Below are 24,412 nucleotides of genomic sequence, written 5' to 3' on the forward strand. Positions count from 1 at the left end.
CTAAATAGTTCGAGTCACAGGAAGGCGGCAAGTGAGCGAATCCCCAGGAGCTTACATACAGTAAGTGACTGGGGTGAACGAATGCAGCCAACGCGCCTGAGGCTCGAAATATGACGGGTATTAGCGTTTATCTAACAGTGAAGTAATGACATCGCCGCAGAACTGGATAATGAAAACGATGATCAGAATAGTCACCGTTGCCACCAGCGTGACGTCACCATGGTTGCGCTGGAATCCTTCCAGATAAGCCAGATTTCCCAAACCGCCGGCGCCAATCACCCCCGCCATTGCGCTGTAGCTCACCAGCGCAATCAGCGTCACCGTAATACCCGATACCAGTGCAGGTGATGATTCCGGCAGTAAAACCCGAAACACTAACGTGCTCAGTCGTGCGCCCATCGAGCGCGTTGCTTCTATAACGCCTTTATCCACTTCACGCAGGGCGATCTCCACCAGGCGTGCGTAGAACGGTGCGGCGCCCACAATCAGCGCCGGCAGCGCCGCGTTGGCGCCAAGAATGGTGCCGACGACGGTCTTGGTGAACGGGATCAGCAGGACAATCAGAATGATGAACGGAATAGAGCGGAACACGTTCACCACAATCGAAATGACGCTGTAGACCGTGCGGTTGTGGAACAGTCCGCCGCGCGCGGTTAAAAACAGCGCCAGCCCCAGCACGATGCCCAGCACAAACGTCGCCACGCCGGACAGCGCGGTCATGTACAGCGTCTCCAGCGTCGCCGCCCAGAGCTGATCCCACTTGAGATGCGGAAAGAGATTCTCAGCCATGTTTAATCACCTCGCCTTCAATATCGCTGTGCTGCAGGTCGGCGAGGATATTGTTCAGTTGTTCATCGGATGCCACCACGTGCACCCAGAGCTGACCAAACACGCCGTGGGCGGTTTGCGTCATTTTCCCGTGCAGGATGTTAAACGGCAGGCCGTAGCGCAGGGTCAGTTCACCCACGATCGGCTTATGGGTGCTGTGCCCGGTAAAGGTCAGCCTGATGACCGTACCTTCCAGATCGTTTGCCAGTTCGGTATTGAAGGTTTCCTCTTCGGCGTACTGGCTCACCTGGCGGACAAACTGCTGCGTAATCGGCTGCTGCGGATGGGTAAAGACGCTCAGCACGTCGCCCTCTTCCACCACTTTACCGTTCTCCATCACCGCCACGCGGTCGCAGATTTTGCGCACCACGTGCATCTCGTGGGTGATCAGCACGATGGTCAGCCTGAAGCGGCGGTTAATATCCAGCAGCAGATCGAGGATCTGATCGGTGGTCTGCGGGTCGAGCGCCGAAGTGGCCTCATCGCAGAGCAGCACGTCAGGGCTGTTAGCCAAAGCGCGCGCAATGCCGACGCGCTGCTTTTGCCCGCCGCTCAGCTGGGACGGGTAGGCATTCTCACGCCCCTTCAGGCCGACCAGCTCCACCAGCTCGGCGACGCGCGCCTTGATGCTGGCTTTTGGCACACCGGCGATTTGCATCGAGAAAGCGATGTTCTCGCTCACCGTGCGCGACCACAGCAGGTTGAAGTGCTGGAACACCATGCTGATTTTCAGACGCGCCTGGCGCAACGCTTCACCCTTTGCGGCAGAGATATCCTGCCCGTTAATGGTGACGCTTCCGGCGCTGGGTTTTTCCAGGCCGTTCAACAGACGAATCAGCGTGCTTTTCCCGGCCCCGCTGTAGCCGATAATTCCGTAAATCTGTCCCTGCTCTATCGTCAAATTGACGTTATCAACGGCAGTCAGCGCGACCTTTCCGTTGTCAAAAACCTTCGAAATATTCCTGAGTACGATCATTCTTATTCTTTATCCGTTTCGCGCATGGCTGTTTAGCAGTATGGATGTCCAAACGATAGTAAACAGGCGTTATCAGGTTTTAAATGACCAAAAAAGAATTTGTTATAACTTTCAGAAATAAACAGCGGATTGAGCGGGTGGGAAGCATTTAGACCAATTTCAGCAATGATTATCTGCCGGATGCATATCTGCCGGAAGATGCCCGCGAAAAACGGTCATTTTTGCAGCATTTCATGCCGATATAGCCATCCTCACATCCAGACAACTTTACGTCTTGCTGTCCTGACTTCCAAAAAAGGCATATATATTCTTTTCTGTTCTAAAGAGCAGTGAATGGTTCTTTATTGAGAAAATTTCACCGCCCTATCATCCCGTCATGACATCCAGAAAGGAAAACATCATGACGATTTATCACTCCGTCACTGAACTGATTGGTCGTACCCCGCTTATCCAGCTGCACAAGCTTGATACCGGTCCCTGCTCGCTGTTCCTGAAGCTGGAAAACCAGAATCCGGGCGGTTCTATTAAGGATCGCGTCGCGCTGTCGATGATTAACGAAGCGGAGCGTACCGGGCAGCTGCAGCCGGGCGGCACGATTATTGAGGCGACGGCGGGGAATACCGGACTCGGCCTGGCCCTGATCGCCGCCCAGAAAGGCTACTCGCTGATCCTGGTGGTGCCGGACAAAATGAGCCGCGAGAAGATTTTCCACCTGCGCGCGCTGGGTGCCCAGGTGGTGCTGACCCGCTCCGACGTTAACAAGGGCCACCCTGCCTATTACCAGGATTACGCCCAGCGCCTGGCCAACGAGCTGCCCGGCGCGTTTTACATCGACCAGTTCAATAACGAAGCCAACCCGCTGGCGCACCGCACCACCACGGCACCGGAACTGTACGAGCAGCTTGACGGCAGGATCGACGCCATCGTGGTGGGCGTCGGCTCAGGCGGTACGCTGGGCGGCCTGCAGGCGTGGTTCGCCGAGCACTCTCCTCACACGGAGTTTGTCCTGGCTGACCCGGCCGGTTCCGTTCTGGCCGACCAGGTGGAAACCGGGCGCTATCACGACGCGGGCTCCTGGCTGGTTGAGGGTATTGGCGAAGACTTTATTCCGCCGCTGGCCCACATTGAAGGGGTGAATCGCGCCTGGCGCATTACCGACCGCGAGGCCTTCACCACCGCGCGCGATCTGCTGAAAACGGAAGGCATTCTGGCGGGCTCCTCCAGCGGCACGCTGCTGGCGGCCGCGCTGAAATATTGCCAGGCGCAGACCGCGCCGAAACGCGTGGTGACCTTCGCCTGCGACAGCGGCAATAAGTATCTCTCGAAGATGTTCAACGATGACTGGATGCGACAGCAGGGGCTCATCACCCGCCCTCAGGCCGGCGATCTCTCCGACTACATCGCCCTGCGCCACGACGAAGGTGCCACCGTCACCGCCGCCCCGGACGACACGCTTTCCACCGTACTGGCACGCATGCGTCTGTATGACATCTCCCAGCTGCCGGTACTGGAGAACGGCAAGGTGGTGGGCATTATCGACGAGTGGGATCTCCTGCGGCACATCGGCGGCGACGGCGATCGCTTCGCGCTTCCGGTGACGGCAGCCATGACGCGTCAGGTGGAGTTTCTGGATAAACACGCCCCGGAAAGCGCCCTGAACGCCATCTTCGACCGCGGTCTGGTGGCCGTGATTAATGACAACGACCGTTTTCTCGGTCTGATTACGCGCAGCGACGTTCTGACCGCCTGGCGCAACCGTCTTCAGCAATAAAGGAATAGATGATGAAAAACCTGGCTACCCTGAGCGTACACAGCGGCGAGTTCAACGACCAGCACGGCGCCGTCATGCCGCCGATTTACGCCACCTCAACGTTTGCGCAACCGTCACCCGGCGAGCATACCGGCTATGAGTATTCCCGCAGCGGCAACCCCACCCGCCACGCGCTGGAAACCGCCATCGCCGAACTGGAAGGCGGCACGCGCGGCTACGCCTTCGCCTCCGGTCTGGCGGCCATCTCCACGGTGCTCGAACTGCTGGATAAAGACAGCCATATTGTCGCCATCGATGACGTTTACGGTGGGACGTACCGCCTGATTGAAAACGTGCGCAAGCGCAGCACAGGCCTGCAGGTCAGCTGGGTTAAACCGGACGACCTGGCCGGGCTTGAGGCCGCCATCCGCCCGGATACCCGCATGGTGTGGGTCGAAACGCCAACCAACCCGCTGCTGAAGCTGGCGGATCTGGCGGCCATTGCGGCGATCGCGCGTCGTCATAACGTCATCAGCGTGGCGGATAACACCTTCGCGTCGCCGGTGATCCACCGTCCGCTGGAGTCGGGTTTCGATATCGTGCTGCACTCCGCCACCAAATACCTGAACGGCCATTCTGACGTGGTGGCCGGGCTGGCGATTGTCGGGGACAACAGGGAACTGGCGGATAGGCTGGGCTATCTGCAAAACGCGGTGGGCGGCGTACTGGATCCGTTCAGCAGCTTCCTGACGCTGCGCGGTATACGCACGCTTGCGTTGAGGGTCGAAAAGCACAGCACCAACGCGCTGGCGATTGCGCAATGGCTGGAGCAGCATCCTCTGGTCGAAAAGGTGTTCTATCCCGGCCTGGAATCGCATCCGCAATATCAGCTTGCCCGCACGCAGATGGCGCTGCCCGGCGGGATGATTTCCGTGGTGGTAAAAGGCGATGCGCAACGCGCCACCGAGGTGATTCGCAACCTGAAGCTGTTCACCCTCGCGGAAAGCCTCGGCGGCGTGGAAAGTCTGGTGAGCCAGCCTTACAGCATGACGCACGCCTCGATTCCGCTGGAGCAACGCCTGGCAAACGGCATTGTGCCGCAGCTGATCCGTCTGTCAGTCGGGATTGAAGATCCCAAAGACCTGATTGCCGACCTCAGCCAGGCGCTGCAAAAATAAGCAAAGTGCGGCAGGTCAATCACCTGCCGCCACAAGTTGTCATCATGGCTTAACGCCTTGATAACAATATTATGTGAAACTGCATAGATTATTTCTGAAACACCGTTTCCATTTTCCTTTTATCTTAAAATCAGCGTATAATGCGCGCCTAATCCCTGGTGAATGGTTTCAGCGCTTGGAATACAAAAAACAACGTACAACTTCTCCTCTCCTTCGTTGGGCTGTCACTCAGGCACACTTTCTTCTGCACGCTCATTTGATGTCTCCTATCCTTAGTGCGTGTCATATACTCTTTTGCAACACAGGTTTGACTCCGCGGCGGTGCGCCCCCGGAGCGAGATTTCCATATCCTTCCCAACTTAAAGACTAAGACTGTCATGAAAAAGACGAAAATTGTTTGTACTATCGGCCCGAAAACCGAATCTGAAGAGATGCTGACCAAAATGCTGGACGCCGGCATGAACGTGATGCGTCTGAACTTCTCCCACGGTGACTACGCAGAACACGGTCAGCGTATCCAGAACTTGCGCAACGTGATGAGCAAGACCGGTAAAAAAGCGGCCATCCTGCTGGACACCAAAGGTCCAGAAATCCGTACCATCAAACTGGAAGGCGGTAACGACGTCTCTCTGAAAGCGGGCCAGACCTTCACCTTCACCACCGACAAATCCGTTGTCGGCAACAGCGAAATCGTTGCAGTGACCTATGAAGGCTTCACCAACGACCTGTCAGTCGGTAACACCGTGCTGGTAGACGATGGTCTGATCGGTATGGAAGTCACCGCGATCGAAGGCAACAAGGTTATCTGTAAAGTGCTGAACAACGGCGACCTTGGCGAAAACAAAGGCGTTAACCTGCCGGGCGTTTCTATCGCACTGCCAGCACTGGCTGAAAAAGACAAACAGGACCTGATCTTCGGCTGTGAACAAGGCGTTGACTTCGTTGCGGCATCCTTCATCCGTAAGCGTTCTGACGTGGTTGAAATTCGTGAGCACCTGAAAGCGCACGGCGGCGAGAAGATCCAGATCATCTCCAAAATTGAAAACCAGGAAGGCCTGAACAACTTCGACGAAATCCTCGAAGCGTCTGACGGCATCATGGTTGCACGTGGCGACCTGGGCGTAGAAATCCCGGTTGAAGAAGTGATCTTCGCGCAGAAGATGATGATCGAGAAATGTGTTCGCGCGCGTAAAGTGGTTATCACCGCAACGCAGATGCTGGACTCCATGATCAAAAACCCACGCCCAACCCGCGCAGAAGCAGGCGACGTGGCTAACGCCATCCTCGACGGTACTGATGCCGTTATGCTGTCCGGCGAATCCGCGAAAGGTAAATATCCGCTGGAAGCGGTGTCCATCATGGCCACCATCTGCGAACGTACCGACCGCGTAATGAAAAGCCGTCTGGACTACAACAACGACAGCCGCAAGCTGCGCATCACCGAAGCGGTTTGCCGCGGTGCTGTAGAAACGGCTGAGAAGCTGGAAGCACCGCTGATCGTGGTTGCCACCCAGGGCGGTAAATCTGCTCGCGCAGTGCGTAAATACTTCCCGGATGCGACTATCCTGGCGCTGACCACCAACGAAACCACGGCCCGTCAGCTGGTGCTGAGCAAAGGCGTGATCCCTCACCTGGTGAAAGAGATCGCCTCTACGGATGATTTCTACCGTCTGGGTAAAGAAGTGGCGCTGGAGCTGGTTGATCGCGGTCTGGCACAGAAAGGTGACGTTGTGGTCATGGTTTCTGGCGCGCTGGTACCAAGCGGAACCACCAATACCGCATCTGTTCACGTGCTGTAATAATTCCCGAACGAATTAATTTTGATAAAAAGCGCCCTCAGGGCGCTTTTTTTATTCCTGGCATTAGCCAAAGTCATTCAAATTGCAAATCGGGTTTCTCTATTTAATTGCGATTTATCTAAGATGAATCCGATGATAAATGCCTTTTTTTACATAGATTTTTGCTTAAAAAGGGCCGATTCGATGCTTCTTTGAGCGAACGATCAAAAATAGGTGTATTCCCATCAAAAAAATATTCTCAACCCAAAAAACTTTGTGTAATACTTGTAACGCTACATGGAGATTAACTCAATCTAGAGGGTATTAATAATGAATCGTACTAAACTGGTACTGGGCGCGGTAATCCTGGGTTCTACTCTGCTGGCTGGTTGCTCCAGCAACGCTAAAATCGATCAGCTGTCTTCTGACGTTCAGACTCTGAACGCTAAAGTTGACCAGCTGAGCAACGACGTGAACGCAATGCGTTCCGACGTTCAGGCTGCTAAAGACGACGCAGCTCGCGCTAACCAGCGTCTGGACAACCAGGCTACTAAATACCGTAAGTAATAGTACCTGTTAATAAAATGGCGCACATTGTGCGCCATTTTTTTTGCCTGCGTCAAACGGCTACTGCGTCACCTTCTCCCCTTCATTCTCCGCTACCGCAGCAGACACCCGGCTGTTCTGCACCGACAACACGCTATTGCTGGCCGACGGGCCGCTCCCTGACGACACGATAACCGGGATCCCGGCGCGGCGTGACAGGGCTTTCTCAATCAGCACCTTATCGCTTCCCGCCTGAGAAACAAAGGTCGCAAAGTCTGCGGAATGGGTAATGGGCGAGACCTGCGGGTTTTCTCCCTCAGCCTGCGCCAGCGGGCGGTGGACTTCAATATAGCGTTTTCCATCCGGCTCCACGGAGAACTTCACGGGTTCGTTGATAATCTGTACCCGCGTGCCAACCCGCACCTGTTCGAACAGGGCTTTAATGTCCGGGGCGTTCATCCGCATACAGCCTGAGCTGACCCGCAGGCCAACGCTGTCCGGCGCGCTGGTGCCGTGGATGAGATATTCCCCATTACCCACGCCTAAACGCAGTGCGAAGCGTCCCAGCGGGTTATTTGGCCCGGCAGGCACCACCGGCGGTAATTTAATTCCCTGCTCCAGAGAGCGTGCTCTGATGCCCGGCGTGGGTGTCCAGGTGGGATTCGGGATTTTCTGGCTTACGCGCGTGGTCGTGACCGGCGTTTCCAGCCCCAGCTGTCCAATGCCGAGCGGGAAGACCTGAACGATGTTTTCTCCCGGCGGGAAGTAGTAGAGCCGAAGCTCTGCAAGGTTCACCACAATGCCCTCGCGCGGCGTGTCCGGCAGCAGCATCTGCGACGGGATGGTAATCACGGTTCCCGGCGCGGGGTTGACCGGCGCAATGGTGTTGTTCGTTTCCAGGATCACCTGCGCCGCGGTATTAAACCGGCGGGCGATGGTCTGCAGCTTATTATCCCCTTCCTGTATCGTGTAGGTTTGATTTTGCCCAATCAGGCGACTGCCTGCGGGCGGCAACGGATAGTCCATCGCGCGGGCCGAATTAAGTGCGCCGAGCGAACTGAGGAGTAATAGAGTTATGAGAGACGCGCGCTTCATGCTGAGATTCCTTATTCACTGGCAGGACGCCAGAAAGCTGAAAAACCAGCGAGGCGGGAACCACCTCGCGAAACAGAATGAATGCTGTTCTGTAAGTCTAGCTAAGGATTGCAGCTTTGGCGCGAATGGCGCGAATCATCGCTTCCAGTCCCTGGGAACGAGACGGGGTGAGGTGTTGGGTCAGGGCCATTTTTTCAAACCACGGGCGGACGTCGAACGCCACAATATCCTGCGCCGACATCCGGTGGTAAAGAATAAAGACGACCGCAATAAGCCCTTTAACAATGGCCGCATCGCTGTCGCCGTGCAGTGCTATCGTGCCGTCGTCAGACTGTTCCATCACAATCCATACCTGGCTCTGACAGCCCTGAATAATATTTTCCGGGTTATGCGCCTCTTCACCGAGCGGCGGCAGACGCTGCCCCAGCTCGATGATATAGAGATACTTCTCTTCCCAGTTTGCGCAACGCCCAAAGTTGCGCAGCAATTTGTCTCTGTCCGGCAGTTCTGCCATCTTTTGCCTCTCCGTTAGCCCAGCAGCTGGTGAATACGCTTAAGCCCCGCCACCAGCCTGTCGACCTCTTCCGTTGTGTTGTACATCACCAGCGACGCGCGGCACATTGCCGGCACCTGGTAAAACGCCATCAGCGGCATGGCGCAGTGGTGCCCGGTACGGACCGCCACGCCGTAGTTATCGAGGAAACTGCCCACGTCATAGGCGTGATGTTTTCCGAGATTGAACGCGATCACCCCTTGCCGGTCGGCAGGCCCGTAGAGGGTCAGATCCGGCACGCTGGCAAGCTCGGCAAGCGCATAGTGCATCAGCAGCTGTTCGTACTCCTGAATGCTCTCAAGGCCGATCGCGGAGACGTAGGAAACCGCCGCCCCCAGCCCGATAATCCCGCCGGTATTGGGCGTACCCGCCTCAAAACGCCACGGCGCGCGCGCGTAGGTGGTGCCTTCCGTCAGGCTGACGGTGGCGATCATCGATCCGCCCCCTTCCCACGGCGGCATCGCCTGCAGGATATCTTCCTTCACGTACAGCACGCCAATCCCGGTCGGCCCGTAGAGCTTGTGGCCTGAGAAGACGTAAAAATCGCAGTCCAGCGCCTGAACGTCAACCGCGTGGTGCATCACCGCCTGGGCGCCGTCAATCAGCACCTTCGCGCCGGCCTGATGGGCTTTTTCGACAATCTCTGCCACCGGGTTTTCAGTCCCGAGCACGTTAGAGACCTGGGTGACCGCCACCAGCCGCGTTTTATCATCCAGCAGTGCGTCGAGCTGCTCGAGCTGCAGCGTCCCGTCAACGTTGAGCGGAATGACGCGCAATTGCGCGCCAACGCGCTCGCAGAGCATCTGCCACGGCACGATATTGGCGTGGTGCTCCATCTGGGTGATGATGATGTTATCCCCCGCGTGGACCTGCGCGTTGCCCCAGCTGTTAGCGACAAGGTTGATCCCTTCGGTGGTTCCGCGCACGAAGACCAGCTCTTCAGGCGATTTTGCATTGAGGAAGGCGCTAATTTGCGTGCGCACGTTTTCCATACGCTGGGTCGCCTCGGCGCTCAGGGTATGAATACCGCGATGCACGGCGGCGTAGCCGTGGCGATAAAACTCGGCTTCCGCATCCACGACCGGGTTCGGCTTCTGCGCGCTGGCCGCGCTGTCCAGATAGGCCAGAGGAAGACCGTTCACTTCACGGGTCAGAACCGGAAAATCTGCCCGTACTTTCTCGACGGGAAAACTCATGCTTCGCCTCCAGGCAGACGCTGACCGATACGCGCCAGCACCTGCTGTTTTAACTGACCATCGTTCAGCGCTTCCGTCAGTTCGGCGGCAAACGCATAGATAATCATTTTCTGCGCCGCCTGCTGGTCGATACCGCGGGAACGCAGGTAGAACATCTGCTCGTCGTCGATGCGCCCGACCGTCGCACCGTGGCTGCACTTCACGTCGTCGGCGTAGATCTCAAGCTGCGGTTTGGTGTCCACCTCCGCCAGGCGCCCTAACAGCAGATTGTTGTTGGTCATCTGCCCGTCGGTTTTGATGGCGTGCTGCGCCACGTTAATCAGTCCGTTAAACACCGCACGCCCTTTATCACTCACGATAGTTTTGTGCAGCTGGCGGCTGTTGCAGTAGCCCTTGTTGTGCTCCAGCCAGGTGCGCGTGTCGCACACCTCAGATTTAACCGGCATCGCCAGGCTGTTGATGCGCAGCGTGGTGTTTTCACCGTTCAGCTGCGTGCTGGTGTTGTGGCGCAGTACCGCCCCGCCGAGCAGGAAGCTATGGCTGTAGGCCGCGGCATCTTGCCCAAGTAAAATGTCGTTATGGGCAAAGTGGTGGCTCTGCGGGTTCTCAAACGCCAGCTTCACGTGGTGAAGCTGCGCATTGGCGGCAACGTTCATCGTCAGACGGGAGCCGGTAAAGTGGCGCGTCTCATTAAGGCTGACGTAATGTTCGATGACCGTGGCCTCCGCCCCCTCTGCTAGCTCAAGATGGTGGCGATAGTGCGCGGTGTTGATTTCGTCGCCGTCCAGACCCTGTGTGATGTGCATCAGCAGCAGCGGTTTTGCCGGACGCTGGTTACGCTTCACGCGGATGTGCGTTACGCTGCGGGCCAGGCTCTCGGTCAGGTGGAGGAAAACCTCAGGCTGAACCGGGGCGCTCAGGGGCTGGCGATCGTCGTTTATCTCAATCTCAAATCCGCTCCCCTGAAGGGCGTCGCTCAGCTCCGGACGGAACTCACCGTCGACAAACACCAGGCGCACGGCATCCACGTTTACGGCCAGCGCGTCACGCTGCGCCGGGGTGAGATCCGCCAGACGGGTCACAAACTCGGCGTTCAGCAGGCCATCAAGCGGGGTGTATTTCCAGTTCTCATGCTTACGCGTCGGCAGGCCGAGACGCAGCATCTGCTGCAGATGCTGCTGCGCCTGCTCAGAGCGCGTGCCGCCCTGGGCTTCAAACAGCCTGTGCCACTGCTGGAGCGCATTACTGCTGTTCGGTAAGCCAGCCATAGCCCTGCTCCTCCAGTTGTTTAACCAGCGTGAAATCACCGGATTTCACAATACGCCCCTGGTAAAGCACGTGAACGTAATCCGGCTTGATGTAGTCCAGAATGCGCTGGTAATGAGTGACGATAATGAACGAACGCTTGCCGTCGCGCAGGGAGTTCACCCCGTCAGCGACAATCTTCAGGGCGTCGATGTCCAGACCGGAGTCGGTCTCATCCAGAATGCACAGCTCGGGCTCCAGCACCGCCATCTGCAGAATGTCGTTACGCTTTTTCTCGCCGCCGGAAAAGCCAACGTTCACCGAACGGGTCAGCAGATCTTCCGACATTTTCAGCAGCTTAATCTTCTCTTCCATCAGATCCTGGAAGTCAAAGCGGTCCAGCGCCTCCAGGCCGCGATACTTGCGCACCGCATTCAGCGCCGTCTGCAGGAAGAACTGGTTGCTGACGCCCGGAATTTCGACCGGGTACTGGAAGGCCATAAAAATGCCCTCTCCCGCGCGGTCTTCCGGTGACATCTCCAGCAGATCTTTGCCGTTAAACTCGACCGAGCCCTGGGTTACCTCATAATCTTCGCGCCCCGCCAGCGTCGCAGAAAGCGTACTTTTCCCGGAACCGTTCGGCCCCATAATGGCGTGGACTTCACCCGGCTTGACGTCAAAATTGAGGCCACGCAGGATGGCTTTGTCTTCTACGCTAACCTGTAAATCTTTAATGCTTAACATGTGCTTTCCTTAACCGACGCTGTGTTCAAGACTAATGGCGAGGAGTTTCTGGGCTTCAACGGCAAATTCCAGCGGCAGTTCAGAGAACACATCCTTACAGAAGCCGTTAACGATCATTGAGATGGCGTCTTCTTCGCTGATCCCGCGCTGCAGGCAGTAGAAGAGCTGATCTTCCCCAATCCGCGACGTTGTCGCCTCGTGCTCAAGCTGGGCCGTGTTGTTACGGCACTCGACGTACGGGAAGGTATGGGCCCCGCAGTCTGCGCCAATCAGCATCGAGTCACACTGGGTAAAGTTTCGCGCATTGGTGGCCGTCGGCATGATTTTCACCAGCCCGCGATAGCTGTTCTGGCTATGTCCGGCGGAGATCCCTTTCGAGATGATGGTCGATTTGGTGTTTTTACCAATGTGGATCATCTTGGTGCCGGTATCGGCCTGCTGATGGCCGCTGGTCAGCGCCACCGAGTAAAACTCGCCGATAGAATTATCCCCGCGCAGGATGCAGCTCGGGTATTTCCAGGTAATGGCAGAGCCGGTTTCTGACTGGGTCCACGACATCTTGCTGTTTTCGCCTTCGCACAGCGCGCGCTTGGTGACGAAGTTCAGGATACCGCCGGTATTGCCGTCGCCCGGGAACCAGTTTTGCACCGTAGAGTACTTCACCTCGGCATCTTTGTGGATGATGACCTCCACCACCGCCGCGTGCAGCTGGTAGCTGTCGCGAACCGGGGCGGAGCACCCTTCGATATAGCTGACGTAGCTGCCTTCATCCGCGACCAGGATCGTGCGTTCGAACTGGCCGGTTTTTTCGGCATTGATGCGGAAATAGGTGGAAAGCTCCATCGGACAGCGCACGCCTTTCGGCACATAGATAAAGGTGCCGTCAGAGGCTACCGCCGCGTTGAGCGCCGCAAAGAAGTTGTCGTTAGAGGGCACCACGGTCCCAATGTACTTTTTCACCAGTTCCGGATGATCGTGAATCGCTTCGCCGAAGGAGCAGAAAATGATCCCCTGCTCTGCCAGCTTCTCGCGGTAGGTGGTCGCCACCGAGACGGAGTCGAAAATGGCGTCAACCGCCACCTCTTTCCCTTCGCGAACGGGCACGCCAAGCTGGTTAAAGGCTTCTTCCACCTCTTTGCTGAGGAAGCTGTTCTCCGCACCGGTTTGCTGCACCGCGCCGGGCTGCGAGGCGCAGGTGTCGTCACAGCTGCCGCAGGAGGGCGCGGAGTAGTAGCTGTAATCCTGATAGTTCAGCTTGTCGTAATGCGCTTTCAGCCAGTGCGGCTCTTCCATCTCCAGCCAGGCGCGGAAGGCGCTCAGGCGGAACTCCAGCATCCACTCCGGCTCGTTACGTTTCGCCGAGATCGCCCGCACGACATCTTCGTTGATGCCTTTCGCCAGCTCATCGGTCTGCAGCTGGGTGAAGAACCCCTCTTTATAGTTGAGGTGCCCGCCGCTCCAGGTATTTACATCACTCGTTGCTTCAGTATTACGAGACATAGTACCGCCTATACCCCAAAGCTTTCGCCGCAGCCGCATTCGTTCTGGGCTTTCGGGTTATGAAATTTGAATAACTGGTTTAAGCCTTCGCGGACGTAGTCCACTTCGGTACCGTCAATAAACGGCATGGCCTGCAGCGCGACGTACAGCTTCGCGCCGTCCGTTTCGAACACCAGGTCATCTTTCTCGGGCTCGGTGACGGTATCGAGCACGTAGCCGAAACCCGCGCAGCCGGTCTGTTTGACGCCCAAACGTACGCCGAGGATCTCGGGCTTTTTCGCCACCAGCTCGTGAATATGTGCCGCCGCCGCTGGCGTGAGCGTTAAACCGCGCCAGGCAAAATCGGCAGGATTAAAGGTTTCTGAATGCAGTTCCATAGGTCCACCTCATCTGATAAGCCATCAGGGCATAACACCATGTTAGTGATAACGATTATCACTTCAACCCTCTGTCAGCAGGGGCATTCGGCTAAACCGCCCTTTTTGCCTACTTTTATTAAGCATAGACCCTGTGAGAGGATGCAGTCAGGATGGATGTATTTGTTCAATGCATTGATTAATAATGCATTTCATCGCGGCATTTATGACGGGGAAGAGAAAAGTAAAATATGCATCGGAAATGCCTATTTTTGAGATAGCTTTTGCTCAGAAAATGACAAAAACAAAAAAGGCCCTCAGGGCCTCTGACGATCAGTGATGAAATGAGACAGCAAACCCCTGTTCACGCCAGTGGTCGAGCTGTTCCTGCTGGCGAGGCGTTGGGGATTTCCCCGTCCAGACGAAGATTTTTTGACCTGGGAACAGTTCAGGACGCGGCGAATCAATAGGTTCCGCCAGGACGTCAATGTGCCATCCCTTCTGCGATAAGCGTGCGGCTTCCAGCCACAGGTGGGTGCGGTCATCGCATTCCCAGCCAATCAGGAGGGCGTCTTTACCGGGTTTTTTGCGGGATTCCGCCAGGCTTGCAATCGCGAATTCGATCAGGACGCCGTCAAACAGGCTCGCCATGTGGCGCACGGTGTTTTGATCCTGATTCATGCGCTGACGAACGGGAGAGATAATATTGTCGATCAGCGCGTCTATCGCGTGATCGCGGCGGAACTCGCCCATTTTGGCGCGCAGCTTCGCCGGGCTGGCGTAACGCAGAACGGTCATCATCTCTTCCTGGAACGAGGCCCAGTTGCCCTGAGTCAATACTTCTTTGTTTTCCAGCAAGGCTTTGACTTTTCCGACAGAGACGCCGCTTTTCATCAGGCGCTTGATCTCTTCGATGCGGAGGATATCTTCATCGTCAAACTGACGATGCCCCCCTTCGCTGCGCTGCGGCTTCAACAATCCATAACGGCGCTGCCAGGCACGCAGCGTAACGGGGTTGATACCGCATCGTTCGGCCACTTCGCCGATACTGTAATAGGCCATTAACTCCCTCACGCTCAGAACTTCCATACCTAACTGCACCAACCTTATCAGATTGTACACACCATTTGTATAACTAAGACCGCATTTTGCTCAGGTGAATGGGCTGCTTCACCCTTCACCTGTTAATACATTGTTGTATAAAATTTGCCATTCGTACAGTTAACTCTGCCGGAATGTGTACAGCTTTATCAGAAGTCGAACTTTTTCTCCGGCCACGCAATCGCGGGAATACCGCCGTGGCGCGGGCTGGCAAAAAGATGCCCCTGGAACTGGGAAATTCCCGCGGACTCCAGCCACATCCACTCTTCAGCCTTCTCTACCCCTACCGCGCAGAACTGGATCTCAAGCGAGGAACAGCATTTGATAATCGCCTGAATAATGGCCTGTCGGGGGCCACTTTTATGCACGTTCGCGACCAGATCGCGATTAATCTTAATTCTGTCGGGCTGGAACTGCGCCAGCAGCTGTAACCCGGCAAAACCGGCGCCAAAGTGATCGATCGTCACGCTGATGCCCGCGCTTTTTAACTGCCTGACCGAATCCGTGAATTCATCAAAACGGGAAATGGCTTCGCTCTCGGTGAACTCCACCACAATTTGCTCGGGTACAAACCCATTGGCTTCAATCGCGGTGAGCAGGAAATCCACGGCGTTGGGAATGTTGACCAGCGTCATGGGCCGCAGGTTGAGGGATAACGTCTGGTCCTGGAGCCCCAGCGCGCTGGCCATGGACAGCGCCACCTGCTTGCTGTGTAAATCAGAGGCATACACCTCGTCACGCGGCAGATTGGCAAAGTAATCTCCCGGTGCGCCGCCGTCAGGCGTGCGGAGAAGCGCCTCCCAGGAGACGACCTGCTGCATAAACGGATCGACTATCGGCTGGAACGCAAAGCTGCAATCCGCCCCTTTCGCGACCACCTCGGGCTGAGCGGACAAACGCGTTTCCTCGCGAACAAACTCCCAGGAATCCGCAGGCGGCAGTTCAAAATAGTTCGCTTTTTCCGTGGCCTCGACAAAGGTGCGGAAAAACTGCAGCGGGCGGTCGTTATACGTCAGCTGATAGCGTGTCGTCCCCCTGTTAAGCACCTGCTGCAGCACTTCGTCCCTGTCGAAGTGGCGCAAATCAAAAAGCTCCATGCCCACGTTGCCAAAACGCCGGACAGGTCCGTGATCGCGCATTAGCTCCACCACGTTATGGTGGCGCGGGTCGTTGCAGATCTGCTCATAGATAGCAGAGACGTGTTCCACTGGCCCTTCAAGCAGCTGAAAAAAATGCGTGCCGTTAAACAGCAGGATCCCCGTGACGTTGGATTGCCGGTTTTTACTATTTGCTGCAGCGACCATGGCTTCCAGCGCCTTCACTGGAACGTCCTCGCAGATATGACTGCGGTAAATGATGGTTGTGAGCATGCGATTCCTGGGGTTAGGGTTTTGGCCACAAAAAAGGTGGATAAGTATCATTTATAGCACATTCATTGCCTGACAAATAATTTACATCTCAATCATTTACGGCAGTTAATGAAACATTTTTCTGCGCTGTACAACTTACCAGTGCCAGACCTTTTTGTACAATATATCCTGTAACATTACCGGCTCACAACAGCAAATTAACCAACTGAAAATAAAGCAATTTATAAAATATATCATAAAAATATTAAAAATTTGTACATTTTAAGTGTACAGATTTAAGAATTGTGTATACCTTAATTGTAACGTTAGTGATTACAAAATTTTACAGGAGCGAAACATGCAGCAGAAAGGTTACGCCACAGATTCCGCAGCAGCGATCGCACAGTACTTCGAAAAGGCGGCGCTTCCCACCCAGCAGGAGACGCTGGGCCAGGTGGTTGTCGAAATCCTCAGCGACGGGCGAAACCTGAATCGCAAATCGCTCTGTACCAAACTGCTCAGCCGCCTCGAAAGGGCCGATGGTCCGGAAGAGGAAGAGCACTACCACATGCTGCTTGGTCTGCTCTTCGAACGGTAACGTGATGAATAGCAGTGACGCAGACCGATTGATCGACACGCTTATCGGTGAAGCCGTTCTTTCTCTTCTGAAAGAGCGGGGGCCAGTGACAACCGAAGGATTGCTGCAGCGTCTGCGGATTATGAAAGAACATGAAAAGGATCCCCGGCGGCGGGAGACACTTGCGGTGGTGATTGCCGAGATCGGCTCAAACAGCATCGCCTTTACACGTCGCAGAACCGCGCAAGGACGAACGAACAGAGAGGGACCTCTCAACGATAACAGAGACAATGTTGTGCCGTTATTTGGAAGTGGAAAACCGTCCGACCCCAAAAAAATACATTGACTGCAATTTAACAGCTACGGTGAGAACAAATGAGACAAAATATTCAGCTTCAACCCGAATACCACTCTGCTTTTTTAGACAGTGCGCTGTCGGAATATTTCCGTCACGCAGGCGATCGTTTTGCTGAAGAGTCCGCTGTTTTTTCTACTGCAGTACGCTGTGTTCTGGCCTCCGAAGGCCATCTGTCCAACAAAGCGATAATCCTCTGGCTCATTCAAACGCTGGAAGCGACACACGATGTTGTCCAGGCGGATGTTATTCGCAAGACGCTGGAAATTGTCGTGGGCTACACCATGGACGACCTGTAATTTCACGGCCACTCATCCTGCTTTCGTGTCATCGTCAAAACTGACGCATGTTCTGACGATGACACGCGCCTTCCCCGCTTAACACCCTGTTAAACCAGCAAAGCCAACCTGGCACGGTTCCTGCTTACCTCTGCTTACGGGACTGGGTTTTCCAGTCAACTTTGCTTCATTTCTTAACAGGTCTGTTATTGATGAAAAAGATCGCCAGCGTCTGCCCCTACTGCGGTGCAGGCTGTAAATTAAACCTTGTCATTGAAAATAACCGTATCATCCGTGCCGAAGCCGCAGAAGGCGTCACAAACCAGGGCTCCCTGTGTCTGAAAGGCTTTTACGGCTGGGACTTCCTCAACGATACCCGTCTGCTCACCCCGCGCCTGACCCAGCCGATGATCCGCTACCATAAAGGCGAGGCATTCACTCCCGTTACCTGGGAAGAGGCTATCCGCTACACCGCCCACAGGCTCAGCAGCATTAAAGCGCAGCACGGGCCGCGGTCAATCATGACCACCGGATCCTCTCGCGGAACCGGCAATGAAACAAACTATGTAATGCAAAAATTTGCCCGCGCGGTGCTGAACACCAACAACGTGGACTGCTGCGCGCGCGTCTGTCACGGCCCTTCCGTGGCCGGTTTACAGGAAACGCTCGGCAACGGCGCAATGAGCAACTCAATCAGCGACATTGAAAACTCAAAATGCCTTCTGGTGTTTGGCTATAACTGCGCGGACTCCCACCCTATCGTCGCCCGCCGGGTGCTGAAAGCGCGGGAAAACGGCGCAAAAATTATCGTCTGCGATCCGCGGCGTATTGAAACGGCGCGCATCGCCGACCAGCATCTGCAGCTGAAAAACGGCAGCAACATGGCGCTGGTGAACGCCTTTGGCTACGTGCTGCTGGAAGAGGAGCTCTACGACAAAAGCTACGTGGCGCGCTTTACCGAGGGGCTTGAGGCCTACCGCCAGACGGTGAAAGACTATGCGCCGGAGAAGGTTGAGCATCTTACCGGCATTCCCGCCCGCGACGTTCGCCAGGCGATGCGCACCTTCGCGGCGGCCCCTTCCGCCACCGTGATGTGGGGGATGGGCGTAACCCAGTTTGGTCAGGCCGTGGATGTGGTCAAAGGGCTTTCCAGCCTGGCGCTGCTGACCGGAAACCTCGGCCGCCCTGCCGTCGGCGTCGGGCCGGTGCGCGGTCAGAATAACGTACAGGGTGCCTGCGACATGGGCGTTCTGCCGAATATGTTCCCGGGCTATCAGGATGTGACCGATCCGGCGGTCAGGCAGAAGTTCGCCGATGCCTGGGGAATTGACGTCGATAAAATGGACGATCGGGTCGGGACGCGCATTACCGAGGTGCCCCATCTGGCGCTGGAAGGCAAGGTCAAGGCCTACTACATCATGGGCGAAGATCCGCTTCAGACCGAAGCCGATCTCGGTCTCGTTCGCAGCGGTTTTGAGGCGCTCGACTTTGTGGTGGTTCAGGACATCTTTATGACCAAAACGGCAGAAGTGGCGGACGTTCTGCTTCCTGCAACCTCCTGGGGTGAACACGGCGGCGTCTTTACCTGTGCCGATCGCGGGTTCCAGCGTTTCGGCAAAGCCATTGAGGCCAGCGGCAACGTGAAGCGCGACTGGGAAATCATCAGCCTGCTCGCCACCGAGATGGGCTACCCGATGCATTATGACTCCAACCAGCAGATCTGGGATGAGATGCGCGAGCTGTGCCCTCTCTTCTACGGCGTGACGTATGAAAAAATGGGCGAGATGGGCCACGTGCAGTGGCCGTGCCCAACGCTGGATCATCCGGGAACGCCGTACCTGTACAAAGACAATCAGTTCGACACCCCAACCGGTAAAGGCCAGCTCTTTGCCGCACCGTGGCGCGCGCCGGCGGAAACCCCGGACGCGGATTTCCCGCTGGTGCTGTGTACGGTGCGTGAAGTGGGGCACTACTCCTGCCGCTCGATGACCGGGAACTGCGCCGCGCTGCAAAGCCTGGCCGATGAGCCGGGTCGGGTGCAAATGAACCCTGCCGATGCGGAAAAGCTGGGCATCGCGGAGGGCCAGCTGGTCTGGGTGCGCTCGCGTCGCGGCAAAGTGATTACCCGCGCCAGCATTAGCGAGCGTATCAACGCCGGGGCGGTCTATATGACCTATCAATGGTGGATTGGCGCCTGCAACGAGCTGACCCAGGATAATCTCGATCCCATCTCCAAAACGCCGGAAACGAAGTACTGCGCGGTGCAGCTGGAGGCGATTGAGGACCAGCGCTGGGCGGAGGATTTTGCGGCGTCGGCGTATCAGTCCATGAAGTCGCGGCTGATTAACGCGGTGAATGTCTGAGGACAATGCCGGGTGGCGTCACCGCCGCCCGGCAATCGCGTACGGTATCATGCAATAAAAAACAACTCGCTAACCCGTCCGAAAGAGAAGCGCTATAATTAGCCAGGTTATTTTTAAGGTTGCCGGCTTCCATGTCCCTGCCCAAAAAGTCTCAACGGGGTTCCCCCTACGCGCAAGAGCTTATTTCTCACCTGTTGCCTGAGTCCACAACGCGAGGCGCCGCCCGCGGCGAGCGGCTGGATCTGCAAATCAACGGTCAGGGCATATGCTATTTAATTCTTGAAGGAACCGTCGCCGTCTACAGAAAAAGCGATGACATGATGCTGTCTACGGCCCGCGCCCCCGCCGTGTTCGGCCTCGCTAACCTCACCGATATCTATTTTAATGACTACCTGATGACCTTCAGCCCTTGTCTGATCGGAACGCTCACCACCGAACGGCTCAATGATATTATCCAGGAGAAGGCGCTATGGGGACTGCTTTCTAAACAGATCATATTTGCGTATAGCCGTCTTTATAACAACGTGATGCCGCAGGGCGCGCCGACGGCGTACGAGATGATTCGCCAGCAGCTGGTCAAGCTGATGGAAGAAGACAGGAGCTATCGGCTCAGCGTGACGGCGGAAAGGTATATCAGGGAGAAAACCCAGCTCTCCCGCAGCGGCGTGATGCGCATTCTGGCGGATTTAAAAACCGGTGGATTTATCGAAATGGAAGAAGGCAGGCTCATTACAATCAACAAACTCCCCGCCCGATACTGAATTTCAGGCACAAAAAAGGCCGCACTCGCGGCCCTTTTATTCTCATGTACTCAATGGACGTGAACGCCCAACCGCCAGGCAAAGTAGATCTCTTCTTTCAGTTCATTCGAAGAGAGCGCCAGCAAATCTGTAAATTCCAGCTCAAGCTGTTTCAGCTTTTTCAGGTACTGCGCCGGAGACAGGTTGCTCTTATCGCGACGTAAATATTCAATTGCCAGCTGTGTTGGGGTTATTTCAGTATCCATGATGTCCTCGCTTATGTACAAAACCTGACCAGTATATCACAACGGACTGGCTAGTTTTTGACCAAAGGCAAAACATCTGAAAACTTTACACAACCGCCGTGGTCAGCCGCGACGAACAGCACAGGCGATCCTGCTCATCGAGAATATCTATCTGCCACACCTGATGGCGGCTTCCGGCGTGCAGCGCGCGGCAAACTCCGCGCACGCGCCCGCTGCGCACCGAGCGAATGTGGTTAGCATTCACCTCGAGTCCGACAACCTTTTGCTCCCCTTCGGTGCAGAGATACCCCGCCACCGAGCCCAGCGTTTCGGCCAGCACGACGGAGGCCCCGCCGTGCAATAAACCGAACGGCTGGTGGGTGCGACTATCGACCGGCATGGTGGCCTCAATCTCATCGTCGCCAATGCGGATGAACTGAATATCAAGCAGCCCCACCATATTCCCCTCGCCCATGGCGTTCAGCGCCTGCAGCGTCACGGCACGTTTCCAGATCATCCAATTATCTCCAGTAAAGCCTGCAATGGGTGACGCACGCCGTTACCTTCTACCCGTTTTACCTGGCTGCGGCAGGAGTAGCCCGTCGCCAGACAGCGGTTTCGCGGCAAACGCTGCATCGCCTGATGCCAGGACAGCTCATAGATGCCGAGCGAGTTGGCGTGGTTTTTCACTTCGTGTCCGTAGGTTCCGGCCATTCCGCAGCAGCCTACGTTGACGCTCTCCAGCTTCGCACCGAAGCGGGCAAAAACGGACGCCCACTGCGCGGGGGCACCCGGCAGCGCGGTCACTTCCGTGCAGTGGCCGAACAGATACCACGGCTCACCGCTGACGTCCTGAACGGCCTTATCTGCCAGCGCCACCGGAAGCCACTCGTGCACAAGCATCACGTTGAAATCGCCGCGCTTATCGCCCAGCGTCTGCTTGTATTCATCGCGATAGCAAAGCACCAGCGCCGGATCGACGCCGACCATAGGTATCCCGAGCTGCGCCACGCGATTCAGGAAGTCAGACGTTTTCCGCGCGGTCTTCGCAAAGCGGTTCAGGAAACCTTTTATGTGCTGCGCCTTGCCGTTCGGAGAGAACGGCAGCACAACCGGCTGGTAGCCCACTTTCTCCGCCAGACGGACGAAATCGGCCACGACCTGCGCATCGTAGTAGCTGGTGAACGGATCCTGCACAACCAGCACTACATTGGCTTTTTGCTCCGGAGCGAGCGCCTCCAGCTGTTCAAGGGTCATGTTCGCCGAACGGTGGCCGACGAGCTGGCGCTGCAGAGACGGGACCGACAGCAGCGGCAGATCGACCATGCCGATGTGTTTTTCGGAGAGCTTGCGCACCAGCGGCTGGTTGATAAAGAAGTTGAAGGTCTTTGGCGCCCGCGCCATCAGCGGCGCGTAGCTTTCCACCGTCGCCACCAGATGGTCGCGCACCGGGCGGAGGTATCGGGTGTGGTAAAGCTGCAGGAAACGCGAGCGGAATTCCGGCACGTCGATTTTAATTGGGCACTGGGTTGAGCAGGCTTTACAGGCCAGACAGCCGGACATCGCCTCTTTCACCTCATGGGAGAAATCGTACTCGCCCTTGTTGGCATGCCAGCTGTTGCGGGTGCGCTCGATCAGCGAACGCAGGCTGGCCCTTTTTTCCGGCAGCTCCTGCTCCAGCTTGAGCGGATCCACCCCGCGGTCGGCCAGCAGACGCAGCCACTCGCGCACCAGCGTCGCTCGCCCTTTCGGCGAGTGGATACGGTTGCTGGTGATTTTCATCGACGGGCACATCGGGCTTTTCACATCAAAGTTAAAGCACAGGCCGTTGCCGTTGCACTCCATCGCGCCGCGCCAGGACGCGCGCACCGCAATCGGGATCTGCCTGTCGTACGTGCCGCGCTTGACGGCATCCACCTGCAGCATAGGGGCATCAACACCCTCAGGCGGGCAGATTTTACCCGGGTTAAGGCGGTTATGCGGGTCGAAAGCCGCTTTCACCTTACGCAACTCCGCGTAGAGCTGTTCGCCGAAGAATGCCGGGCTGTACTCCGCGCGGAACCCTTTCCCGTGCTCCCCCCACAGCAGACCGCCGTATTTGGCGGTTAAGGCCACCACGTCGTCGGAGATCTGCTTCATCAGGATCTCCTGCTGCGGGTCGCACATATCCAGCGCCGGGCGCACGTGCAGTACCCCGGCGTCGACGTGGCCGAACATGCCATAGCTCAGGCCGTGGCTGTCCAGCAGGGCGCGAAACTCAACGATATAATCCGCCAGATGCTCGGGCGGCACGCAGGTATCTTCGGCAAAGGGAATGGGCTTCGCCGCCCCTTTCGCATTGCCGAGCAGGCCCACGGCTTTTTTACGCATCGCATAGATACGCTCAATCCCGGCCAGATCGTTACAGAGCTGCCAGCCGATCACGCCGCCTTCACCCTGCGCAATCAGCTCATCCAGCCGCTGGCAGAGCGTGGTGACCTGACGCTCAATCAGCTCCGCATCATCGCCAGCAAATTCCACGATATTGAGACCGAGCATCTCTTTGTCCCGCACGTCGGTAATGAGGTCACTCACGGAGTGCCAGACAATATCCTCCCGGGCCAGATTGAGCACCTTAGAGTCGACGGTCTCCACCGACAGCGCCTGCGCTTTCACCATAAACGGCGCATTGCGCAGCGCGGAGTCGAAGGAGTCATATTTGACGTTCACCAGACGGCGCACTTTCGGCAACCGGGTGATATCCAGCCGCGCTTCGGTAATAAACGCCAGCGTCCCTTCAGAGCCGGTCAGCACGCGGGTTAAATCAAACTGGGTCAGGTCATCATTGAAGACGTGGCGCAGATCGTAACCGGTCAGGAAGCGGTTCAGCTTGGGGAATTTATCGAGAATAAGCTGGCGGTTGTCGCGGCAGCGTTCCAGCACGGTGCGATAGATACGCCCGCTGGCGGTGTTGTCTTTGCCCAGCGTTTCCGCCAGTTCAACCGGCATCGGCTGGGTATCGAGAATATCGCCGCCCAGCAGCACCGCACGCACGCCCAGCACGTGATCGGAGGTTTTACCGTAGACCAGCGAGCCCTGCCCGGAGGCATCCGTGTTAATCATCCCGCCAAGGGTCGCGCGGTTGCTGGTGGAGAGCTCGGGGGCAAAAAAGTAGCCGTACGGCTTGAGATACTGATTAAGCTGATCTTTGATGACGCCCGCTTCGACCCGCACCCACCCCTCGTCGGGGTTGATCTCAATGATGCGGTTCATGTAGCGCGACATGTCAACAATGATGCCCTGGTTCAGCGCCTGACCGTTGGTCCCGGTGCCGCCGCCGCGCGGCGTAAAGACCAGCGAGGCAAACCGCTCCTGCGTGGCCAGCCGGGCGATAAGCGCGACGTCGGCCGTTGAACGGGGGAAAACCACGGCATCGGGAAGAAGCTGGTAGATACTGTTATCGGTCGCCATCGTAAGCCTGTCGGCATAGTTCGTGGCGGTATCACCTGTAAAACCCTGTTGCTCCAGTGCTTGCAAAAAATTAAGCACCAGCTGAACGACGCCAGGTGCCTGAGAAATCTGTGGGATCATGACCGTCGACCCTAATTAGAGTTGTATGAAATCGTTTGCGTGTATCTTAAAAGTTTTATCACATTTTTTTCTTATAATCTCTGCTGAAT

Annotated in this window: 24 protein-coding genes; 10 read left to right on the forward strand and 14 right to left on the reverse strand. The window is 56.4% G+C overall.

Features of this window, described 5'->3' with window-relative positions; translation table 11 throughout:
• Positions 1–120 precede the first annotated feature (120 nt).
• Together P346_RS17685 and P346_RS17680 are read right to left on the reverse strand one after the other, a co-directional pair.
• A complete protein-coding gene (locus P346_RS17685; RefSeq protein ID WP_008500617.1) occupies positions 121–789 on the reverse strand; it encodes a methionine ABC transporter permease in 669 nt (222 codons plus the stop codon).
• Positions 782–1,804: a methionine ABC transporter ATP-binding protein gene (locus P346_RS17680; protein WP_032657779.1), complete on the reverse strand. Its 1,023-nt coding sequence runs from the start codon at positions 1,802–1,804 to the stop codon at positions 782–784. The genes P346_RS17685 and P346_RS17680 overlap by 8 nt, the downstream gene beginning before the upstream one ends.
• Before the next feature lie 400 nt (positions 1,805–2,204).
• On the opposite strand from P346_RS17680, the gene P346_RS17675 reads away from it, so the two are divergent.
• From P346_RS17675 to lpp, 5 genes are all read left to right on the forward strand, one after another.
• Entirely contained in the window at positions 2,205–3,575 is a 1,371-nt protein-coding gene (locus P346_RS17675; protein WP_032657782.1) for a pyridoxal-phosphate dependent enzyme, read from the forward strand.
• Between the two features lie 11 nt (positions 3,576–3,586).
• On the forward strand, positions 3,587–4,732 hold the full coding sequence (locus tag P346_RS17670) for a trans-sulfuration enzyme family protein (protein ID WP_032657785.1): 1,146 nt from the start codon (positions 3,587–3,589) through the stop codon (positions 4,730–4,732).
• 73 nt (positions 4,733–4,805) lie between these two features.
• The gene (gene ynhH, locus P346_RS23710; RefSeq protein WP_418921897.1) at positions 4,806–5,102 is read left to right on the forward strand and encodes a protein YnhH; all 297 of its coding nucleotides are present in this window, start codon (positions 4,806–4,808) and stop codon (positions 5,100–5,102) included.
• A 7-nt stretch (positions 5,103–5,109) separates the two neighbouring features.
• On the forward strand, positions 5,110–6,531 hold the full coding sequence (pykF, locus tag P346_RS17665; protein ID WP_029739779.1) for a pyruvate kinase PykF: 1,422 nt from the start codon (positions 5,110–5,112) through the stop codon (positions 6,529–6,531).
• A 309-nt stretch (positions 6,532–6,840) separates the two neighbouring features.
• Positions 6,841–7,077 (forward strand): murein lipoprotein Lpp, encoded by a 237-nt coding sequence (lpp, locus tag P346_RS17660; protein ID WP_001082307.1) that lies wholly within the window; start codon positions 6,841–6,843, stop codon positions 7,075–7,077.
• Between the two features lie 60 nt (positions 7,078–7,137).
• On the opposite strand, the gene ldtE is transcribed toward lpp, so the two are convergent.
• The 9 genes from ldtE to P346_RS17615 all read right to left on the reverse strand — a co-directional run bounded on the left by ldtE (position 7,138) and on the right by P346_RS17615 (position 16,216).
• A complete protein-coding gene (ldtE, locus tag P346_RS17655) occupies positions 7,138–8,151 on the reverse strand; it encodes a L,D-transpeptidase LdtE (RefSeq protein WP_032657787.1) in 1,014 nt (337 codons plus the stop codon).
• A 97-nt stretch (positions 8,152–8,248) separates the two neighbouring features.
• A complete protein-coding gene (gene sufE / locus P346_RS17650; RefSeq protein ID WP_028012869.1) occupies positions 8,249–8,665 on the reverse strand; it encodes a cysteine desulfuration protein SufE in 417 nt (138 codons plus the stop codon).
• Between the two features lie 14 nt (positions 8,666–8,679).
• Positions 8,680–9,900: a cysteine desulfurase SufS gene (gene sufS, locus P346_RS17645; RefSeq protein ID WP_032657790.1), complete on the reverse strand. Its 1,221-nt coding sequence runs from the start codon at positions 9,898–9,900 to the stop codon at positions 8,680–8,682.
• Positions 9,897–11,168: a Fe-S cluster assembly protein SufD gene (sufD, locus tag P346_RS17640; RefSeq protein ID WP_032657793.1), complete on the reverse strand. Its 1,272-nt coding sequence runs from the start codon at positions 11,166–11,168 to the stop codon at positions 9,897–9,899. The genes sufS and sufD overlap by 4 nt, the downstream gene beginning before the upstream one ends.
• Positions 11,143–11,889 carry a Fe-S cluster assembly ATPase SufC gene (gene sufC, locus P346_RS17635; RefSeq protein WP_032657795.1) on the reverse strand — a complete coding sequence of 249 codons (747 nt, stop codon included), beginning with the start codon at positions 11,887–11,889 and terminating at the stop codon, positions 11,143–11,145. Before sufC ends, sufD begins: the two co-directional genes overlap by 26 nt.
• A gap of 9 nt (positions 11,890–11,898) precedes the next feature.
• Positions 11,899–13,389, reverse strand: a complete 1,491-nt coding sequence (gene sufB, locus P346_RS17630) for a Fe-S cluster assembly protein SufB (protein WP_032657798.1) — start codon at positions 13,387–13,389, stop codon at positions 11,899–11,901.
• Between the two features lie 8 nt (positions 13,390–13,397).
• Positions 13,398–13,766: a Fe-S cluster assembly scaffold SufA gene (sufA, locus tag P346_RS17625; RefSeq protein WP_008500631.1), complete on the reverse strand. Its 369-nt coding sequence runs from the start codon at positions 13,764–13,766 to the stop codon at positions 13,398–13,400.
• Positions 13,767–14,078: 312 nt separating this feature from the next.
• On the reverse strand, positions 14,079–14,807 hold the full coding sequence (locus P346_RS17620) for a MerR family transcriptional regulator (RefSeq protein WP_032657801.1): 729 nt from the start codon (positions 14,805–14,807) through the stop codon (positions 14,079–14,081).
• Positions 14,808–14,995: 188 nt separating this feature from the next.
• Entirely contained in the window at positions 14,996–16,216 is a 1,221-nt protein-coding gene (locus P346_RS17615; RefSeq protein WP_032657802.1) for a diguanylate phosphodiesterase, read from the reverse strand.
• A 337-nt stretch (positions 16,217–16,553) separates the two neighbouring features.
• Here P346_RS17615 and ycgZ point away from each other — a divergent pair, with 337 nt between their 5' ends.
• From ycgZ to P346_RS17595, 5 genes are all read left to right on the forward strand, one after another.
• Positions 16,554–16,793: a regulatory protein YcgZ gene (gene ycgZ / locus P346_RS17610; protein ID WP_029739771.1), complete on the forward strand. Its 240-nt coding sequence runs from the start codon at positions 16,554–16,556 to the stop codon at positions 16,791–16,793.
• A gap of 4 nt (positions 16,794–16,797) precedes the next feature.
• Positions 16,798–17,118, forward strand: a complete 321-nt coding sequence (locus tag P346_RS0121445) for a hypothetical protein (protein ID WP_032657804.1) — start codon at positions 16,798–16,800, stop codon at positions 17,116–17,118.
• A 29-nt stretch (positions 17,119–17,147) separates the two neighbouring features.
• Entirely contained in the window at positions 17,148–17,426 is a 279-nt protein-coding gene (locus P346_RS17605) for a biofilm/acid-resistance regulator YmgB/AriR (RefSeq protein WP_023311323.1), read from the forward strand.
• Between the two features lie 191 nt (positions 17,427–17,617).
• Positions 17,618–19,768: a formate dehydrogenase subunit alpha gene (fdhF, locus tag P346_RS17600; protein WP_032657806.1), complete on the forward strand. Its 2,151-nt coding sequence runs from the start codon at positions 17,618–17,620 to the stop codon at positions 19,766–19,768.
• Positions 19,769–19,899: 131 nt separating this feature from the next.
• Positions 19,900–20,529: a helix-turn-helix domain-containing protein gene (locus tag P346_RS17595; RefSeq protein ID WP_032657808.1), complete on the forward strand. Its 630-nt coding sequence runs from the start codon at positions 19,900–19,902 to the stop codon at positions 20,527–20,529.
• A gap of 50 nt (positions 20,530–20,579) precedes the next feature.
• On the opposite strand, the gene P346_RS17590 is transcribed toward P346_RS17595, so the two are convergent.
• The 3 genes from P346_RS17590 to ydiJ form a co-directional block, all read right to left on the reverse strand.
• Positions 20,580–20,774, reverse strand: a complete 195-nt coding sequence (locus P346_RS17590) for a YdiH family protein (RefSeq protein ID WP_003857766.1) — start codon at positions 20,772–20,774, stop codon at positions 20,580–20,582.
• Between the two features lie 85 nt (positions 20,775–20,859).
• Complete coding sequence (gene menI / locus P346_RS17585; protein WP_023311321.1) at positions 20,860–21,270, reverse strand: 1,4-dihydroxy-2-naphthoyl-CoA hydrolase; 411 nt, start codon at positions 21,268–21,270, stop codon at positions 20,860–20,862.
• Entirely contained in the window at positions 21,267–24,323 is a 3,057-nt protein-coding gene (gene ydiJ / locus P346_RS17580) for a D-2-hydroxyglutarate dehydrogenase YdiJ (protein ID WP_032657811.1), read from the reverse strand. The genes menI and ydiJ overlap by 4 nt, the downstream gene beginning before the upstream one ends.
• Positions 24,324–24,412: the final 89 nt, after the last annotated feature.

Source organism: Enterobacter sp. DC1, from assembly GCF_000568075.1.
In the GTDB taxonomy this organism is placed as follows: domain Bacteria; phylum Pseudomonadota; class Gammaproteobacteria; order Enterobacterales; family Enterobacteriaceae; genus Enterobacter; species Enterobacter asburiae.

Excerpts from the sequence above, each read along its gene's own strand:
- P346_RS17685 (WP_008500617.1), bottom strand. The coding sequence starts at position 789 with ATGGCTGAGAATCTCTTTCCGCATCTCAAGTGGGATCAGCTCTGGGCG.
- P346_RS17680 (WP_032657779.1), bottom strand. The coding sequence starts at position 1,804 with ATGATCGTACTCAGGAATATTTCGAAGGTTTTTGACAACGGAAAGGTC.
- P346_RS17675 (WP_032657782.1), top strand. The coding sequence starts at position 2,205 with ATGACGATTTATCACTCCGTCACTGAACTGATTGGTCGTACCCCGCTT.
- P346_RS17670 (WP_032657785.1), top strand. The coding sequence starts at position 3,587 with ATGAAAAACCTGGCTACCCTGAGCGTACACAGCGGCGAGTTCAACGAC.
- pykF (WP_029739779.1), top strand. The coding sequence starts at position 5,110 with ATGAAAAAGACGAAAATTGTTTGTACTATCGGCCCGAAAACCGAATCT.
- lpp (WP_001082307.1), top strand. The coding sequence starts at position 6,841 with ATGAATCGTACTAAACTGGTACTGGGCGCGGTAATCCTGGGTTCTACT.
- ldtE (WP_032657787.1), bottom strand. The coding sequence starts at position 8,151 with ATGAAGCGCGCGTCTCTCATAACTCTATTACTCCTCAGTTCGCTCGGC.
- sufE (WP_028012869.1), bottom strand. The coding sequence starts at position 8,665 with ATGGCAGAACTGCCGGACAGAGACAAATTGCTGCGCAACTTTGGGCGT.
- sufS (WP_032657790.1), bottom strand. The coding sequence starts at position 9,900 with ATGAGTTTTCCCGTCGAGAAAGTACGGGCAGATTTTCCGGTTCTGACC.
- sufD (WP_032657793.1), bottom strand. The coding sequence starts at position 11,168 with ATGGCTGGCTTACCGAACAGCAGTAATGCGCTCCAGCAGTGGCACAGG.
- sufC (WP_032657795.1), bottom strand. The coding sequence starts at position 11,889 with ATGTTAAGCATTAAAGATTTACAGGTTAGCGTAGAAGACAAAGCCATC.
- sufB (WP_032657798.1), bottom strand. The coding sequence starts at position 13,389 with ATGTCTCGTAATACTGAAGCAACGAGTGATGTAAATACCTGGAGCGGC.
- sufA (WP_008500631.1), bottom strand. The coding sequence starts at position 13,766 with ATGGAACTGCATTCAGAAACCTTTAATCCTGCCGATTTTGCCTGGCGC.
- P346_RS17620 (WP_032657801.1), bottom strand. The coding sequence starts at position 14,807 with ATGGCCTATTACAGTATCGGCGAAGTGGCCGAACGATGCGGTATCAAC.
- P346_RS17615 (WP_032657802.1), bottom strand. The coding sequence starts at position 16,216 with ATGCTCACAACCATCATTTACCGCAGTCATATCTGCGAGGACGTTCCA.
- ycgZ (WP_029739771.1), top strand. The coding sequence starts at position 16,554 with ATGCAGCAGAAAGGTTACGCCACAGATTCCGCAGCAGCGATCGCACAG.
- P346_RS0121445 (WP_032657804.1), top strand. The coding sequence starts at position 16,798 with ATGAATAGCAGTGACGCAGACCGATTGATCGACACGCTTATCGGTGAA.
- P346_RS17605 (WP_023311323.1), top strand. The coding sequence starts at position 17,148 with ATGAGACAAAATATTCAGCTTCAACCCGAATACCACTCTGCTTTTTTA.
- fdhF (WP_032657806.1), top strand. The coding sequence starts at position 17,618 with ATGAAAAAGATCGCCAGCGTCTGCCCCTACTGCGGTGCAGGCTGTAAA.
- P346_RS17595 (WP_032657808.1), top strand. The coding sequence starts at position 19,900 with ATGTCCCTGCCCAAAAAGTCTCAACGGGGTTCCCCCTACGCGCAAGAG.
- P346_RS17590 (WP_003857766.1), bottom strand. The coding sequence starts at position 20,774 with ATGGATACTGAAATAACCCCAACACAGCTGGCAATTGAATATTTACGT.
- menI (WP_023311321.1), bottom strand. The coding sequence starts at position 21,270 with ATGATCTGGAAACGTGCCGTGACGCTGCAGGCGCTGAACGCCATGGGC.
- ydiJ (WP_032657811.1), bottom strand. The coding sequence starts at position 24,323 with ATGATCCCACAGATTTCTCAGGCACCTGGCGTCGTTCAGCTGGTGCTT.